Origin of the sequence: Marinobacter sp., from assembly GCF_048269445.1 — a bacterium.
Classification (GTDB): Bacteria; Pseudomonadota; Gammaproteobacteria; order Pseudomonadales; family Oleiphilaceae; genus Marinobacter.
This window is the reverse complement of record NZ_JBLXIQ010000008.1, coordinates 134,750-151,818: the sequence shown is the minus strand read 5'-3', so window position 1 is coordinate 151,818 and position 17,069 is coordinate 134,750. Positions and strand designations below refer to the sequence as shown.

At 57.2% G+C, this 17,069-nt stretch carries 13 protein-coding genes; 7 read left to right on the top strand and 6 right to left on the bottom strand.

Going from position 1 to position 17,069, the window contains the following annotated elements; translation table 11 throughout:
• Positions 1-15: 15 nt before the first annotated feature.
• Complete coding sequence (locus tag ACN0XM_RS16790) at positions 16-2,487, bottom strand: YbcC family protein (RefSeq protein WP_417568085.1); 2,472 nt, start codon at positions 2,485-2,487, stop codon at positions 16-18.
• Complete coding sequence (locus ACN0XM_RS16785) at positions 2,484-4,103, bottom strand: NADH-quinone oxidoreductase subunit L (protein ID WP_417568084.1); 1,620 nt, start codon at positions 4,101-4,103, stop codon at positions 2,484-2,486. Before ACN0XM_RS16785 ends, ACN0XM_RS16790 begins: the two co-directional genes overlap by 4 nt.
• 112 nt (positions 4,104-4,215) lie before the next feature.
• Between ACN0XM_RS16785 and ACN0XM_RS16780 the strand changes: the two genes are divergently transcribed.
• The 4 genes from ACN0XM_RS16780 to ACN0XM_RS16765 all read left to right on the top strand — a co-directional run bounded on the left by ACN0XM_RS16780 (position 4,216) and on the right by ACN0XM_RS16765 (position 8,466).
• On the top strand, positions 4,216-5,127 hold the full coding sequence (locus ACN0XM_RS16780; RefSeq protein WP_417568148.1) for a LysR family transcriptional regulator: 912 nt from the start codon (positions 4,216-4,218) through the stop codon (positions 5,125-5,127).
• Between the two features lie 91 nt (positions 5,128-5,218).
• Positions 5,219-6,709, top strand: a complete 1,491-nt coding sequence (locus tag ACN0XM_RS16775; protein WP_417568083.1) for a flavin-containing monooxygenase — start codon at positions 5,219-5,221, stop codon at positions 6,707-6,709.
• Positions 6,710-6,789: 80 nt separating this feature from the next.
• The gene (locus ACN0XM_RS16770; RefSeq protein ID WP_417568082.1) at positions 6,790-7,467 is read left to right on the top strand and encodes a FadR/GntR family transcriptional regulator; all 678 of its coding nucleotides are present in this window, start codon (positions 6,790-6,792) and stop codon (positions 7,465-7,467) included.
• Between the two features lie 3 nt (positions 7,468-7,470).
• A complete protein-coding gene (locus ACN0XM_RS16765) occupies positions 7,471-8,466 on the top strand; it encodes a bile acid:sodium symporter family protein (protein WP_417568081.1) in 996 nt (331 codons plus the stop codon).
• A 14-nt stretch (positions 8,467-8,480) separates the two neighbouring features.
• On the opposite strand, the gene ACN0XM_RS16760 is transcribed toward ACN0XM_RS16765, so the two are convergent.
• Positions 8,481-9,125: a J domain-containing protein gene (locus tag ACN0XM_RS16760; protein WP_417568080.1), complete on the bottom strand. Its 645-nt coding sequence runs from the start codon at positions 9,123-9,125 to the stop codon at positions 8,481-8,483.
• 309 nt (positions 9,126-9,434) lie between these two features.
• Here ACN0XM_RS16760 and ACN0XM_RS16755 point away from each other — a divergent pair, with 309 nt between their 5' ends.
• The 3 genes from ACN0XM_RS16755 to ACN0XM_RS16745 are packed head-to-tail and all read left to right on the top strand — an operon-like array spanning position 9,435 to position 14,351.
• Positions 9,435-11,414: a TonB-dependent receptor plug domain-containing protein gene (locus ACN0XM_RS16755; RefSeq protein ID WP_417568079.1), complete on the top strand. Its 1,980-nt coding sequence runs from the start codon at positions 9,435-9,437 to the stop codon at positions 11,412-11,414.
• 35 nt (positions 11,415-11,449) lie between these two features.
• Positions 11,450-12,415: an ABC transporter substrate-binding protein gene (locus tag ACN0XM_RS16750; protein ID WP_417568078.1), complete on the top strand. Its 966-nt coding sequence runs from the start codon at positions 11,450-11,452 to the stop codon at positions 12,413-12,415.
• Entirely contained in the window at positions 12,408-14,351 is a 1,944-nt protein-coding gene (locus tag ACN0XM_RS16745) for an ATP-binding protein (RefSeq protein ID WP_417568077.1), read from the top strand. The genes ACN0XM_RS16750 and ACN0XM_RS16745 overlap by 8 nt, the downstream gene beginning before the upstream one ends.
• Before the next feature lie 69 nt (positions 14,352-14,420).
• Here ACN0XM_RS16745 and gorA read toward each other — a convergent pair whose 3' ends face one another.
• From gorA to gspM, 3 genes are read right to left on the bottom strand one after another with little or no spacing between them, the layout of a single operon-like run.
• Positions 14,421-15,782 carry a glutathione-disulfide reductase gene (gene gorA / locus ACN0XM_RS16740; RefSeq protein ID WP_417568076.1) on the bottom strand — a complete coding sequence of 454 codons (1,362 nt, stop codon included), beginning with the start codon at positions 15,780-15,782 and terminating at the stop codon, positions 14,421-14,423.
• Between the two features lie 26 nt (positions 15,783-15,808).
• On the bottom strand, positions 15,809-16,480 hold the full coding sequence (locus tag ACN0XM_RS16735) for a GNAT family N-acetyltransferase (RefSeq protein ID WP_417568075.1): 672 nt from the start codon (positions 16,478-16,480) through the stop codon (positions 15,809-15,811).
• 55 nt (positions 16,481-16,535) lie between these two features.
• Complete coding sequence (gspM, locus tag ACN0XM_RS16730; protein WP_417568074.1) at positions 16,536-17,066, bottom strand: type II secretion system protein GspM; 531 nt, start codon at positions 17,064-17,066, stop codon at positions 16,536-16,538.
• Positions 17,067-17,069: the final 3 nt, after the last annotated feature.

The following is a 17,069-nucleotide window of genomic DNA, read 5'->3' as shown; positions in this document are numbered from 1 at the left end:
AGAGGCCGCCCTGCCTCACACCACACTCTTCCACACCCCATTGCAGTAACGCTCTGCGCCATTCTCAGACAGCCGGCACAGACAGACCCACTGATTCTCCACCAAGGCCGCCACATCAGGCTGTCGTCGAATCACGGATTCAATACGCTCCGCCGGGGCATCAATCAGCACTGTCAGCCGAACCGGTTCGTGGCGCCAGTAGGTTCCGTCGTGCACCGATTGCAGGGGCAGGCCGATCCTCAGATGCGAACCATTACCCTCAACCACGCCGACATTGCCGCCAACGACTGAGTGCAGCAGCTTGTTCCCTGAGCCATACACTTCCGGAACCGTTACCGAGGCAAAGTACTGGAGGTTAATCCAGTTGGCGACGATCATGGGAGCTGCAAGCAATCCTTCCAGAAGGCTGCCATCGCCATCCCGGGCGGGATCGTAATCGTGCAGAAAGACCCGCCCTGCAAGGTTCCTGCCACGGGTTCTTGCCCGTTTGGCAAAAATGATGGCCGCATTGTTCGCCAGCCCCCACTCGGGCCTCACTTCCGACCAGTCTCTGGTTCGGGTCTCCATGGCCTCTTCCAGCTGGGCATCACCCAACCCATTCAGTTTCAGTGGCGTTGCCCGCTCCTTGCGAACCCGAACACCCGCCGCCTCAAACCCGGCCTCCAAATCCGCCAGCTTCTGGATGTGGGAGTCCGGAACCAGATGGCGATCTGCAATGGTCACCTTGTCTGTCGCTGTGCAATGCTCAGCCGCGATGGCCCAGGTGTAGTCGGGAATCCTGATGCCCCGGGCGGCCAGCCCTACCCGAACCTGAGGCTCGTTGACCAGGCGAGCAGCAAGGCGCGCGTTTACACCGCCACTCTGCCCGCCACAGGCGCCGCAATCCAGGCCGGCCTGGTTCGGATTGTTATCGGTGTGGCTGCCATGGCCCACAAACACCAGCAAGGGCGCAAAACCACCGGTTAACGACATGCCCCGAAGCATGTTCTCAACCAGCGTTACCTTTTCCGAATCTGAAAGCGGGTCGCCGCCGTGGTTATGAACCAACCGCCCTTCACAACACTGTTCACCCCTGCTGTGCTGGCCACGCTTCAAGCTATCCTTCAGCAATTTCCAGGCCCACGCGAGCCCGGTCGTTTCCACCAGGGTGAATGTTGAAAGACTGCTGTATTTCGCCTTCCTCACCGATTCACGAGCAATTTCCTTCTGATCAATGGCCCTGTTTTCAGCGAGATCTTCCCGTGCATTGCCATTGGTATCGATCAGCCGGTATGGCGCTGGCAACAGCCCGGGCAGACGCCGGACAGGCGCGAACGGCCCGTGTTCCTGGTGCGCAATGGGCATTCCAAAAAAACCTGCAAAGCCCAATGTCTGCATGCCCGGATACACGTCTTCCAGATGCCTGCGCATCACTTCAGACCGGACATCGATACAGAACACGGCCTGGACTTCCGGCGTCCCGCTTGCTGGAACCGGGACCGAAACCATCCCCGCCCCCGGTTCGAATCCTAGCGACTGCCAAAGAGTGCGCTGATAACCGAGCTCAAATGCACGCTGCCATACCCAGAGCCTGCTCCGATTGTTATGGTCGCTGGCACGGCACGCCCGGGTTCTCTGTTTCTGCCAGTCGGCTCTCTGGGGCGAAGAGGCAAAGCCAACGCCGAGGGACTCCCAGACCAGCATGATGGCAAGCAGTTCTGCGCAGCGATCAGACGACGTGCCCTCCAGGTCAGCGCGCCAGTCCTCTCCACGGCACCAGGAGGCCCAGCCGTTTACCCGAAGCAACAGACTGTGGAAAAGAGCCTCCAGTTCCTGATCAGACCCCCTTATCGCCTTGATTGACTCCGCAATCGCCTCATCCATGGTTTCCGGCACGGATTTGAAAAACGCTCGGACACCGGGCAGACCGGTTCTAAAGTCCAGCGAACGATCCTCGCGAACCGACTCAAGCCAGAAGCCGAACAAATTCGTGCCGCATCCGCCTCGGGTAACAGACCAACGGCCCTGACGGTGGTCAAAAAAGGCACCACAGGTTTTCGAAACCTGATCGCAAACAATCTCAGCCAGGCTCTCCTCACTCATTTCAGCTGAATTGGCCCGGCCTTTTGAAAAGGTATCAAGAATAGATCCCTGCAAGGGCCCAGCGGTCTTCGTCGTGCCGCCGAGCCAGTCCAGATACCCCGTAAGATCCACCTCCTCGCCAAGCTCCTCAAGACTCGCCTGAAGGTCCTCTTCCCGGATCCGGCCGCCTTCCCAGGCTTCCCGGTAGTAGTCCGCCGGCATCAGAATATTAATTCCGCCACGCGCCTGGAGAGCCTGGTCTGCCATCGATGCCGGCAGGTGCCTGAGCCCCCAGAACGGGTTAACCGCAATCCACTGATCCAGTGGCCAGACCGGAGCGATGAGAACGCAGGCCTTACGAAACGACTCACGCCAGGCATCATCCATTACCTGCAACTCCGGCACCGACACAGATAAATTGGTCATGATCTTTCCTCCAGTCTGAATGGATGATGGGGAACCCTACGAAACATGGACGGCACCCTTAGCGCTTCGGCCGCCAGCTGACGGGTCAGCCGGTCAAACGGCAATTCAAGGTAGAGCCCTTGCCGGAAGTGGGCGCAGAGCACCCGGGTAGCCCGGAAACGGGCGCCCAGAATAATCAGCAGGGAACACAAAGCCAGAACGGCCACCATTACCAACCCCATCGCGTATCCAGCTGGAGGAACGGCGAAACCCTGATGCACCGGCACCGCCGGCCCCACCAGCGTATGAAGCAGTGAATAGACCGGAACCAGAAACACCGCCATGCCGGCAAGTTTGAGTTTTACGGTAGCGGTTGCGCCGGCCGGTATGCCCATGGCTGCAGCGGAAACCGCAAGTACCAGCAGAGTGCCGAAAACCAGGTTATGCTCAACTATCCACGGAGCCTGGAACAGGATCAGGGTTGCGACCAGCCCGGTTGAGCCCGCCCAGAGCAGCCGCCTCGCCACTGGAGACTCGGGAAAAACACCTGCCGCCGACACCACCACTGTGCGCCCCGAGGCCAGAAAGGAGTGGGCCTTATACAGTGAATGCGCCAACAGATGCAGTAGCGCCAGGGTGTAGGCACCCATACCGATTTCAAACAGCATGAAGCCCATCTGGGCACAGGTGGACCAGGCCAGGGCATGTTTCACGGAGTACTGGGTCATCATGGTGAGAACGGCAACGACCGCAGTGAGGCCGCCAATCCCGAGAAGTATCAGGTGTCCGGCGGTGAAACCGTCGAAGACCGGAAACAGTCGCAGCCACAGAAATCCGCCGAGGTTGATCACGCCCGCATGCAATAGAGCGGAAACCGGTGTCGGTGCCTCCATTACGCGGATAAGCCAGCCATGGAAAGGGATTTGGGCACATTTGAGAATGGCCGCCAGTGCCAGGACCACCGAGGCCATGGTCAGCTCCTGCGAGCCGCCTGCGCGAGCGCTCTCACTCGCCACCATCTCGGGCAGGTTGAAGGTGCCGTAGTGGAGATACAGCAAACCCACGCCGGATATCACCAGAGCATCACCGACGCGGCTGACAATAAACTTCTGTACCGCAGCCATTCGAGCCTGTGGTCGCTCCCGGTAAAGGGTAAGCAGGTGGTGCAGAGCCAGGCTGACACCAATCCAGGCGCCTGCCAGAATCAGCAGGTTATTGGTGAAGACCAGAACCAGAACCGAGGCGATAGTCAAAAGGAACCAGGGTAAGAAACGATCTCGGCCGGGATCCTGGCTAAGATAAGTGTTCGCGAACCTTAGAATCACCCACCCGACGAACGCCACCATCAAGGCCATCCAGACGGCAATACCATCGGGGTACAAACCAAAACGACTGCCAAGGGTAGCCAGGTTGTTGCTGTCACCACCAAGCACGTACTGGATGACAAGCAAAGTGGCAACCAGTAAAGACGCGGCCATTGAGAACACCATCAGCCAGCCGGCGATATTCCAGCAGTGATTCAGCTTCAGAGGGCTTTTCAGCCAGCCGCTCAGTCCGGCCAGACCGAACAGGGCCACCGGTAGCATCAGCCAGATGGCCAGTACCAGTAACGAAGAAAATTCAGCAATTGGAGTCATAGGGCAAACCTTCTGTTTGGCGGTTCCGTTTGGCAGTACTTTGCCCGTGGTCGACCGATATAAAAAATGGTTTATACTGATCACTTCATTCTGTTTTTGAGAACAGTTGATGATGAAACTCAATTACCACCATCTGTATTACTTCTGGAAGGTTGCACGTACCGGCCATCTCACCCGGGCCGCGGATTCGCTGCACATCTCCCAGTCCGCCCTTTCCGGGCAGATCCGGAAACTGGAGGAAAGCCTCGGCCACGATCTGTTCATTCGGGAAGGACGCCGGCTCAAGCTGTCCGAGGCCGGGCGCATGGCTTTCTCTTACGCCGAAGAGATTTTCCGGCAAGGTGAGGAGCTGTCGGCCCTGTTTGCCTCTGGCGCACAACCCAACCGGGAAATGCTTCGAATTGGCGCGGTCGCGACCCTGTCACGAAACTTCCAGGAGGGATTCCTCCAGCCCTTGCTGAACCGGGAGGATCTGGAACTGAGCCTGCAGAGCAGCCACATCGATGAATTACTGAGAAGACTCTCGGCCCACCGGCTGGATCTGATTCTTTCCAATCAGGCCGTACAGGGGGATGAGCAGAACCCCTGGCGATCCCGCCTGATCGCGAAACAGCCCGTGAGCATCATCGGCCCCGTGGGGCTGGAGATGCAGGGAGAATTCCCCGACGTACTCAGGGGCCGGAGCCTGATTGTTCCCGGGCCGGACAACAACATTCGCCAGGCATTTGATCAGCTCTGCGAATACCACAGACTCCGGCCCAGCATTGCCGCTGAGGTGGACGATATGGCGATGATGCGACTGCTGACAAGGGACACGGGCCACTTTGCCATCATGCCGCCGGTGGTGGTGCGGGACGAACTGAAAACCGGAGCGTTGGCAGATTACGGTGCCCTGCCCGGCGTCTTCGAGGAATTCTACGCCATCAGCATCCGCCGGCAGTTCGAGACGCCGGCACTCCGGGAGCTGCTGTCACAGCCGTTTGATAATTTCCTTACCCGGGGCCCGGTTGATCGTTCTGACTAGCCAGTCTGACCAAAAATGTCATCCATCAGGGCCAGTTACACCCGTATACTCGAGCCTGAAAGACCACAACAATAACGACGGACAAGCCTCCATGACCCAGCACAGCGAACGTGCACGCCCGTCCATTCTGATTATTGGCACCGGATTCGGTGGCCTCGGAATGGCTATAAAACTGAAACTGGCGGGCTACACCAACCTGACACTGCTGGAAAAGGCCGACCGCGTCGGTGGCACCTGGCGTGACAATACCTACCCTGGCGCCGCCTGCGATGTGCAGTCTCACCTCTACTCCTACTCGTTTGAGCCCAAACACGACTGGTCCAGGAAGTTTGGTCTGCAGCAGGAAATCCTGGGATACCTGGAACACTGCGTTGCCAAATACCAGCTTGCTGGTCACATCCGCTTTCATTCGGAAGTGCAGGCTGCGGCTTTTGATGACATCACCAATCAATGGACCGTCACGCTGGCGACCGGAGAGCAGCTGACAGCCGACGTAGTGATTACGGCGACCGGCCAGTTGAACCAGCCTGCCTGGCCAAAGCTCAATGGCCTGGACCTCTTCCAGGGCAAGATGTTCCATTCAGCCCGCTGGGATCACGACTACGATCTGACCGGCAAACGGGTCGCTGTGATTGGTACGGGCGCCAGCGCTATCCAGTTTGTCCCGGAGATTGCCCCCAAAGTGAAGCAACTGGACCTGTTCCAGCGCTCGGCAGCCTGGGTGCTGCCCAAGCCGGACCGCCCGTTTAAACCCTGGGAGCAGACTCTGTTTCAGAAGATACCCGTTTGGGACCGGATCTACCGCTATCTGATCTACTGGAAAAACGAAAGCCGGGCCCTGGCATTCACCAGATTCAGCGGATTGCTCGAGTTCTATGCCAGGCAGGCAAAACGGGAAGCCAGCAAGCAGGTCACCGACCCCGCAAAGCTGAACCACATCATCCCCGATTACAAAATCGGCTGTAAGCGCATTCTGATTTCCAACGATTGGTATCCGGCCATTAACCGCCCGAATGTGAATCTGATTACCGACCCCATTGACCATGTTGATCACACCGGTTTGGTCACCCGCGCCGGCCACCACCACCCGGTGGATGCCATCATCTGCGGCACCGGGTTCCGCGCCTCTGAGTTTCTCTCCCCCATCCGGATAACCGGACGCGGCGGGAAAGCCCTGAACGACGCCTGGAAAAATGGCGCAGCCGCCTTCAAAGGCATCACCGTCAGCGGCTTTCCCAATTTGTTCATGCTGTATGGTCCCAATACCAACCTGGCCCACAACTCCATTCTGTATATGCTGGAGTCTCAGTTCCGTTATGTTCTCGGTTGTCTGGAGGCGCTCGGTAAGTACCCCGGCTCCGCCATGGACGTTCGCCAGGACAGGCAGGATCGTTTCACCCATGTTGTGCAGCACGGGCTTGAAGACACTGTCTGGAATGCCGGCTGCACTTCCTGGTATCTCGACGCCAATGGCCGGAATACCGTTAACTGGCCCGGATTTACCTTCACCTACCGGTTCGCCACCCGGCGGGTCGATACCGCCGATTACCAGTTTATCTATCCGTCCCAGCCCGCCCAGTGAACCAAAACCCGCACCTGCTACTTGAAGCTTTGCTTAATTCATAGGATGATTGGTTCATCGGTTTAACAGATGATAGACACATGCTTGAGCGTATCCGCAAAGGTTCTCTGGTGGAAACTGCCATTGAAAGCCTCAGAAATGCCATTGAGAAGGGTGACTGGTCTGTCGGCGCCCGTCTGCCGGTGGAATCGGAGCTGTCAGACTCACTCGGCGTCAGTCGGAACACCGTCCGCGAAGCGGTTCGTGTGTTGGTGCATGTGGGTATGCTGGAGACTCGCCAGGGAGACGGTACCTACGTACGCGCCACCCGCGATGCCGGCGAAACCCTCCGCAGGATTGCCCGCACCCAGCTGGCGGATCAGCTGGAGGTTCGCATCATGCTGGAAACCGAAGCTGCCAAACTGGCTGCGGCAAGACGCACAGAACAGGATTTGCGGAACATGACCGGCGCCCTCGATGCCCGGGCCAAAGCTGGTGACGACCTGCAGGGCCGGATCCGTCATGACGAGGCGTTTCATCATGCCCTGGTGGCAGCCTCCCATAACTCGGCACTGGTTGAGCTCTACGATTACTTCTCCCACGCCGTCAGCCAGACCATCGAGCAAACCGAAACCAACACCGATCTGCCGGAGCCCTCCCAGGAAGATCACGAATTGCTGCTGGCTGCCGTGCGTCGGCAGGATGAAAACAAGGCAGAGAGCCTTGCCAGGGCGCTGTTGAAACCGAGCCTTCAGGCGCTGAAGCGCCAGGAGTCCTGAGCCATGAAATTCAGGATCGATACCTTTACCTTGCTGCTGCTCGGCACCATTGTTCTGGCAACCTTTTTGCCTGCCACTGGCCAGGCGGCAGCCATTCTGGCGACGGCGGGTACGGTGGCCGTTGCCCTACTCTTCTTCTTCCACGGGGCGGCACTGTCCCGGGAGCAGATCATTGCCGGGGCTACCCACTGGCGCCTGCACATTCTGATCACCTCGCTGACGTTTATTTTCTTTCCGCTGGCGGTATTACCCATCAACGGGCTCAGCGACATTGTTCCAACCTGGATGCCGAAAGATCTGGGACTGGGGTTTCTGTATCTGGGCGTGCTGCCCTCTGCAGTCTCCTCCTCCATCGCCTATACGGCCATGGCCCGGGGAAACGTGCCAGCGGCCATCTGCAGCGCCGCCGCGTCCAATGTCTTCGGCATGATGCTGACACCGTTCCTGCTTCTGCTGCTGGTGAGCACCTCCGGAGGTGCGGACTTTTCAGTGGCCGAAGCGCTGAAAGACATTGTCTTGCAGCTACTACTCCCCTTCGCGGTTGGCCACGCCATGCGGCCCTGGCTGGGCGGTTATCTGGCCCGGAATGAACGCCTGATGGCGCGCTACGATAAGTGTGTCATCTGGCTGATCGTCTACTCGGCCTTTTCCTTCTCGGTGGAAAGCGGCCTGTGGCAAAAGCTGCCGTTGCAGGCGATTCTGTTCGCTATCGCGTTGTGTCTGGGCTTGCTCTTGCTGTTTATGGTGTTTGCGAGGTTTCTGGTGCGGAGATTCGGCTTCAGCCTAGAAGACGAGGCGGCTGTGGTGTTTTGCGGCTCCAAGAAGAGCCTGGCATCCGGATTGCCCATGGCGAAAGTGCTGTTCTCCGGCCACCCGGGCTTCGGGATGATCGTTTTGCCGATCATGTGCTATAACCAGATCCAGGTGATCGTCGGGGCTATCCTTGCGCAGAAGTATCGGGAGAAAATCGAACAGGCGAACGCAGAAAAAGCGGAATAACAGGGGCAGCGGCCTTAACCGCCCCCCATGCCGCCGAACAACGCTGCAAGGATAACCAGGCCCACAATCCAGCCAATGATTGCAGGCCAGAAATTAACCATCTGCGGCGGCTGATCTTCCTGCGCTTCCGCCATCTCGGAATCCGGGATGTTTCGGTCATCCGGCAGATCCTGAACCTGCTCAACACCAAACCAGTTAAACCAGTCCCCCAAAAACTGGGCAACGGGAGCGGGAAACGTGCCGTTTTCTGCCATTGGCCGCAGCTGGGGTTCAAGTTTGCGGCCGATCTCGCGGCGCAGGGGCCCCTCATCCGCAGGAGATTCATTCAGGATCGCTTTCCAGATACCAACATCCTTGCTTCGGGAAGGATCGTTCAGCAGAGCCTTGATCTGTATAACCACCTCACGGACGACCTGGCCGTCGCTGGCATCCAATGGACGCTCAGCTTCCTCTCCGTCAGCCTGGCCCTGATTCGCCGGTTGAGCGGCTACCGGCTGTTCCCTCACAGGCGCCGGGGCATCGCCGACCGCTTCCCGAAACGCCTGTTCGAGACGCCGGACCTCGTCGTCAGAGGCGAACTTTAGCTGTTGCTCATACGCATCCTGGATCCTCCGACGATCGCCAGTGGGCTCAATTCCAAGGATTTCCCAACAATTCATACAGCTATAACTCCCGGGCCTGACATTCATTACATTTTAGAGAGACAAAAAGCCTGTAGTCCCCTACGATACACTTCAACAATAAGATGGATTTATCCCTTTATCTCGGCAGATTATAGAACGTGAACCATGCATCTATCGACTAAAACGGCTGCAATGCTGATTGAGCGCCCTCTCATTGCAAGCCTAGTTTCCGCTTGCGCTATTGCTGTCCTCACTCCGACAACTGTCCGGGCTGAGTACAGGGATGAAACTCTTTCTGCAACCTTTCCCGAGTTCCAGAGCGAAGACACTCTTCTGCCTGAAGTCTTGACCACTACCAGACTTCGACAGTCCAAAACCCGAGTTCCAGGCACCACCACCATTATTACCGGCGATATGATCCGGGATCTGGGGGTCATGAACCTCGTTGAGGTATTTCGGCTTGTACCGGGCATGGTTGTGGCTGAAGTGGGCAGCAATACGCCTGTTACAAGCTACCACGGCACAGTGCATTATGAACAACGCCGGCTCCAGATTCAGATAGATGGCCGAACTGCCTACCGCGCCAGCCTGTCAGATATGGACTGGATTGCCATGCCCGTTGCCCTGGAACTGATCGAACGCATTGAAATCAGCCGCGGCCCAAACTCGGCCGCCTATGGCATCAATGCCTTTCTGGCCAGCATCAATATTATTACCCGATCGCCCGCTGATACCGCCGGAGTCGAGGCCTATACCTCCGTTGGCTCCCGTGGACACCTGCGAACCTTTACCTCTGTCGGTGATGCCAACCAGGACGGAAGCTGGCGACTCGCTTACGAAAAACGCAAATCGAACGGCTTTGATAAGCAGGTTGAGGGAGGCGTAGAAATTCCGTTTCACGACGGGTACAACACCAACAACGTTAATTATGACAGTATCTTGAAGCTGGCTGGCAACAATTCACTTGAACTCAGAGCTGGCGTGGTGGACGGGGTAAACCAGGAGGACCAGTTCAAATCCGGCAAGCTGGGTGCCACCACAAACCCGGACATTGTGATGGATGATTATTACCTCCAGACTCGCTTCGATGGCAACGTCTCGGATGATCATTTCTACCATGTTCAGGTCAGCTACCAAAATCAGAAAAGACGTCAGCGCTGGTCTGTCGAGATACCAGCCAACGAGTTCGTAGCGATATTGCCGCCCGGATCTCCGTCGCTGCCAACCAATCAGGGACCCTTCGTGGCGGACCTGAACGAAGACATTGAAGAATCCCGGCTCGAGTTCGAGGTACAGGACACGCTGATCTTCACTCCGAACCTCAAACTTGTCTCCGGGCTCGGTTATCGGGAAGACACTTACCGTTCAGAGACCTTCTTTAATGGCCGCGGTCATAATTACCAGGGCCGGGCCTTTGGTAACCTTGAATACTCCCCCTCCCGCTGGCTTACCCTGAACGCGGGCGGTAACTATGAAACGACCACGACCACCCATGAAAATTATTTCTCGCCACGAGTGGCAGCGAACTTCATTTTCAACAACAATCACGCACTCAGGTTCGTTTTTTCAAAGGCCGTGAGGACGCCTGATGCCTTTGAGCAGGACCCGGACTGGTCCTACACAGCGCGCAACGTCCAGCCCCCCTTCCAGGCCCTGGAAAACCAGCGGTTTCTGGTTGAGGATCTGGTTCAAACCCTCAGTGACCGGCCGTCAACATTTGGCGAGGAGCTTGAAGAAGAGCATATAACCTCTCGGGAAATAAGCTATTTCGGTCAGTTCAATCTCGATAGTGCCCTATTTTTACTTGAAGTCCGATACTTCAATGACGACCTTGATGACATGATCAGCGGCGTCATTAATGAAGAAGACTGGTTCATCGACAACAACGTGGCACTTGAGCAGGAAGGCTTTGAGCTGGAAACCTCACTCGAGCTTGCGGGAACCACCCTGAGGGCAACCTACGGCTATTTGCATCAGAGGGGCGAATACACCGGTGATCCCAGCAAACTGGTGCCGGACGACCAGGAGTATGTCGTGGATTTGCTCGCCAGGCTCTCGGCAAGGCATTCTGGCAGCGTGGCCTGGATTCAGGAGTTGCCAATGGGGATCAGTGGTGCGGCCGTGCTCTATTGGACCGATGAGTTTCGTCGAGACCAATTCGAGCGCGCGGATTTTCGGATCAGTCGGCGAATTGACCAGCCAACATTCAGCTATGAGCTAGCGTTAACAATGCAGCACTATCTGGTGAGGGATCCGGCCACCAGCCCGGATAACATAATCGAAGACCACAACCAGTTCTTTGTTGAGGCCGGAATACGCTTCTGAACCAAAACCATGGAAAGCACCCGAGCCAGGACGGTATGACACAGCCAGTAACCCGGTTGAAGAAGAAACGGACCACGGGGATCGCTTTGCTCTGCCTCGGGCTTTTTCTATTGGCATTCTGCCATGGGGCCCATGCACAGGGTAACGGGGCTGGCAGAACTGTCTATCTGGTGGGCTCTGGAAATGACGCTCTTGATCAGCACCTGTCAACCCTGCTCAAGGCGCAGCTAGAGGACAGCATTATCCTCATCCCGGTCACCGAAGATCAGGTGGCCACGATTGAAAAGTCCCCGGTCATCACTATCGGAACGGCCGCCTTCTCTCGGGTTCGCCAGGCCAACCGCTCGGCGCCCGTTCTTGCGATGCTGGTGGAAAAATCGTTTATTTCGACATTTGCCGAACGCTCGCCGGGCCAGATTTCGGGCATTCTTTACGACGTCCCCCTGATCCGCCAGGCGTTGACAGGAAAGGCGATTCTGCCCCAGGCGACCAAGATCGCCCTACTGGCAACGGCAGATTCCGTGGAGCTCTATGAACCATTGATAGATGAACTCCCGGCCTTCGGGATGGCTGCCCGGATATTCCTGGTGGAAAGCAGCGACAAGCTGATTCCGACGCTGGTAAGGGCGCTCGGGTATAGTGATTTTGTGTTGGCCGCGCCGGACAATGCGATTTACAACCCGAGAACCATCAAACATATCCTGTTGACCGCCTATCGCCGAAACCAGATTGTCATTGGACCAACCCAGGCTTATGTAAAGGCGGGATCCCTGGCCTCCAGTTATGCACCGTTTCCCGAAATGATTGAGTTGGCTAGCTCATTTCTGGACACCTACTTTGAGACCGGAAAGTTCCCTCCGCCCTCTTACCCGGATGAGTTCCGGGTTGAAATAAACAAGCAGGTTGCCCGCTCCCTGAACATCCCCTTGCCCAGCCGGGAGGATATTGCCGCCCGAGTGGATCGACAACTGAGCGGCAATGGGGAGGTGTCTGATGACTAATACACCCAGACCGCAACGCCCGTTGTCCCGCAAGCTCTTGCTCCTCGGGGCGCTGCCCGCCGTTGTCATGTTTCTCGTGCTAATGGTGTTTTTCACATCGGCCCGGCTGGAGGATGCCCGTCGCGACTTATCAGCCAGCAGCCAAATGCTGGCAGACAGTCTGGCCCCAGCTCTAGAGTACGCGGTTGTATCCGGCAACACTCTCGCCCTGGAACAGACCCTCTCTCAGTCCCTGCACCAGAGCAGAGCGGACTGGATCCGGGTATCCGATGTTCTAGGCGAGCAGATCGGTTTCGTTGCCCACGAATCGGTGAATTTTCAGGAATATCCGGAACGCTATCAGATTTTTGAAGCGGAAATTATCCAGCAGCCCCTGGAGCTCGATTCAGGGCGCACCGCAGAGTGGTTTGAGCCGGATTATGGCTTTGGTTCTGGCTCATTGAGAGTGGGGACTGTCCAGGTCGGTGTCAGCACCGATGTGCTGGCGGACCGACGCCAGGACATTTTGTGGACCTCCACTGCAGTCGGTGTTGCGTTGCTTCTGTTCACCGTCCTGATCATCAACCATTTCTTGAGCGCCATTCTCTCTCCGATCCGTGACCTGGCAGGCCGTATCGGTAAGCTGACCGCTGGCGATTACCAGGAACGACCGCTGAATACCCATCAGACATCCCGGGAAGTTGTCGCCATTGAGGAGCAACTAAATCAGCTTGCGAAACGCCTGGCTGACCTGCGGACGGCCAGAGATCAGACCCTGACGGCGTCTGAAAGCGCTCGCGAAAAGGCAGAAATGGCGAACCAGGTGAAATCCGAGTTTCTTGCAAGGATGAGCCATGAGTTACGTACGCCCCTGAATGGTGTGCTCGGCATGGTTGACCTTATCCAGGAAGAACCACTCAGCAACCGCCAGCGCGACTACCTCACCACCGCCCGCCAGTCCACCGAGGATCTTCTCACCGTTATCAGCGATATCCTTGATTACTCCCGTATGGACAGCGGAACTCTCAAGCTGGAGACCCAGGAGTTTGACCTCAAACAACTCATCTCGAACTGCACTGCTACCTACAGGCATGTGGCCGAGCTACAGGGCCTGGCACTGAATCTCAAATTCCACGGCGAATGGCCCGACACCCCACTGGTTACCGGCGACCCCGCACGTCTTCGCCAGGTGCTCGCCGGGCTGATCGACAATGCCATCAAGTTTACCGGTGACGGCTTTATCAATATTCAGGCCGGCTACTTCGCCCTTGAAGACAACTGCGTCATCCTGAACTGCTCTGTAAGCGATTCCGGTTCCGGCATTCCGGTGGAGCGCCTGCAAGACATTTTTAATTCGTTTGAACAGCTCGACGGCGGAAACACCCGGCTGCATGGAGGTACCGGGCTGGGCCTGTCTCTGGTACAACGCCTGGTGGAACTGATGGGTGGCCACATTCAGGTGGAGACTGACCTTGGTAAAGGTTCGTCCTTCCGGTTTGAACTGCCTTTTGAGCTGGCGAAATCCAGCGCCCAACCGAATTTCACCGATACCCCTCTGCGAGAGTCGATAGACGGGACCAGCCATGCCCTCGTAGTGGAAGACAACCCGGTAAACCAGCGGGTTGCCACGGCCATGCTCAGCCGGCTTGGTTTCCAGACCGATTCGGCCGGCAATGGCAGGGAGGCGTTGGAAAAGGTGACCACCAAACACAACGGGTACGACGTCATTCTGATGGACTGCCAGATGCCGGTTATGGATGGTTACGAGGCAACCCGGTATATCAGGGAATGGGAGAAGAGCAACGGTCAGTCAGGAACGCCAATTATTGCCCTGACTGCGGATATACTGCCAGGCACCGAAAAGAGCTGCCTTGATAGCGGAATGAACGACTATCTGGCCAAGCCGGTTCGGAAGGAAAATCTGCGCGAAGTACTGAGCCGATGGGTACAGCTTTGAGGCGGGGGTGCCCTTCCCTGGGCGCCTTATGGTCATTCCGGAGTGACTCAAGGATGATGAAGGGCCGACTCAGGCTACCGGTTCTCTCATGGTGACGAACTCTTCCGCTGATGTCGGGTGAATCCCCAACGTGGAATCAAACTGCGCCTTGGTGGCTCCGGCCTTGATGGCAACGGCGAGACCCTGGGTTATCTCACCGGCATCCGGCCCGACCATATGGGCACCCAACACCCTGTCGGTTTCATCGTCCACCACCAGTTTCATCAGGCTCCGTTCATCCCGTCCGCTGAGTGTGTATTTCATCGGCCGGAATTCTGAGCGGTAAATCCGCAGGCGATGCCCTGCTTCGCGGGCCTCTTCCTCGGTCAGGCCAACCGTACCGATGTTGGGCTGGCAGAACACAGCCGTGGGAATGGCGGAATAATCCATTTCGCCCTGACCATCACCAAACAACCGCCGTGACAGCACCATGCCTTGCGCCAGAGCCACCGGTGTGAGCTGTGGCGTACCAATCACATCACCCAATGCCGTGATTGAGGGAACGGCGGTCTGGAAATGGTCATCCACAACTACGTGCCCGGAGGCACTCAGCTGAACGCCTAGATCGGTCAGTCCCAACCCGTCGACCAGAGCCCGTCGACCCGTCGCTGCCATAACCAGACCGGTTTCCATGATGTCACCGTTACTAAGCTGTACCCGGTAATGGGCATTTTCAGCTTCGACCGATTCGATGGTTACGCCGAACTTCAGGTTGATGCCCTTCTTGCGCATTTCCTGTTCCGTGAACCGCCGGACATCACCATCAAACCCGCGCAGGAACAAGTCACCGCGATACAAGAGCGTGGTCTCGACACCCAGCCCGGCCAAAATACCGGCGAACTCAACGGCTATGTAGCCACCGCCCCAGACAACTGCCTGTTTGGGCAGTTGTGGCAGGTAGAACATTTCGTTGGAGGTAAGAATGCACTCTTTACCCGGTACGTCAGGAATGACCGGCCAGCTACCGGTGGCCACGGTAATGTGTTTCGCCGTAAAGGAAGTCTCGCCGACCACAACCGTATGGGCATCAGACAGAATGGCGGTGCCTTCGATAATGGTAACCCCGGCATTCTCAAGTAGCCGGCCGTAGATGCCGTTCAAGCGCTCAATTTCAGCGTTCTTGTTGGCGACCAGTTTGGGCCAGTCGAAACGGACGTCATCCAGCGGGACCTGCCAGCCATAACCGGCCGCGTCTTCCAGCTCATCATGAACGTGGGCACCGTATACAAACAGTTTCTTGGGTACGCACCCCACGTTGACACAGGTACCTCCCAGGTACCGTGATTCCACCACGGCAACCCGGGCGCCTCGTTGCGCCGACATACGAGCCAGCCGAACGCCGCCGGAACCGGCTCCGATAACAATCAGATCAAAATCCTGCTGGTCAGACACAGCCTCTCCCGTTACGAGTTAAAAAATCAGATATGGCCTGGCGCGGCCTTTTTGCTTTCCGGGTGCACTTCCCGGAACAGAACGTGATCCTCGAAATCTCCGAGCTGGATCTTGCCCAGGCTTCGAAAGCCTTCCGATTCGTAAAAGGGCAGATAACGGCTGTTTCCGGTATCCAGAACCAGTCCGCTGCCCTGCGGATTTTCTGCACAGAGTTTCTCAACCGTTTTCAGCAACAGCCGGCCATAGCCCCGGTTCTGATACTTGGGGTTCACCCCCATCAACGGCAGTTGATGGGCCTGGGGCTGAGGCAACAGGTTGCGGATTTTCTCGTGGTAATCCAGATACCGGCGCGTCGATGCGAAACCTGTGGTCAGCACCATACGGATGCGCCAGCTTATCTGGTCTGCCAGATTCATACGCAGTTCGGGATCACCGATGAAAGCCACTGCCACGAGGGTATCGTCGACCATAACCCCGATTGCGTCCTGGTTATGCTCCAGATACAGATCAATCAGTTCGCGTACGGTGGCCCTAACCCGCTGATCATAGCCCGGCCTACGGTGATCAAACAGATACTGAAATGTCGGTTCATCCCGGTAAGCGTGGAAAAGTATGGATCTGGCTTCATTGCGCGCACTGTCGTCCAGGCGAACAATGGCCGGCTCGGTTTTATTCTTGTTGTCGCTGCCGTTACTCATCACGTTCCTCTCTTGCGTCAGTTCCGGGCACCCGCCCGGGATCTGTTATTCAGAATCAGATGGTCAGGGTGAAACGAGCGGAAACGCGCCCCGGTTCACTGGCCCTGTCCATCGAGGCCTGATCGATCATCACGCCGTGGTTCGTATTCAAGTTCTCAAGCCACGCCGCAACCTCGGCGAATGGTGCGTTCTCCAGCCAGACCCGAATGGCGCCTTCGCCGCCTGGCTCAAACCGCTGCAGTGACAGTCCGGCTTCGCCAGCGGACCGGGTCACCAGGGCCATCAGGGCACGACCGTCTTCCGGCTTGTCTGCGACAGCCGACGCGCCACCCCCACCGGAATTGCCCAGCCGCTGAATCGTCTGTTCATTCGTCTCCATCCAGGCCAGCAGCTCGGCGGCATTATCCCGGGTATTCAGCGACCGATCATAAAACTCTGCCGACGGTCGCCAGACGGCAAAGTACAGAATGCCAATAAAGACTGCGATCGCGAGCGCGATCAGAGCCTGCTGGTCACGCCTCGGCAACTGATCGTATTGGGCAATCAGTTTGCCCACCGCTGGCTGATCCTTGATTCTGGAAAGCATAAC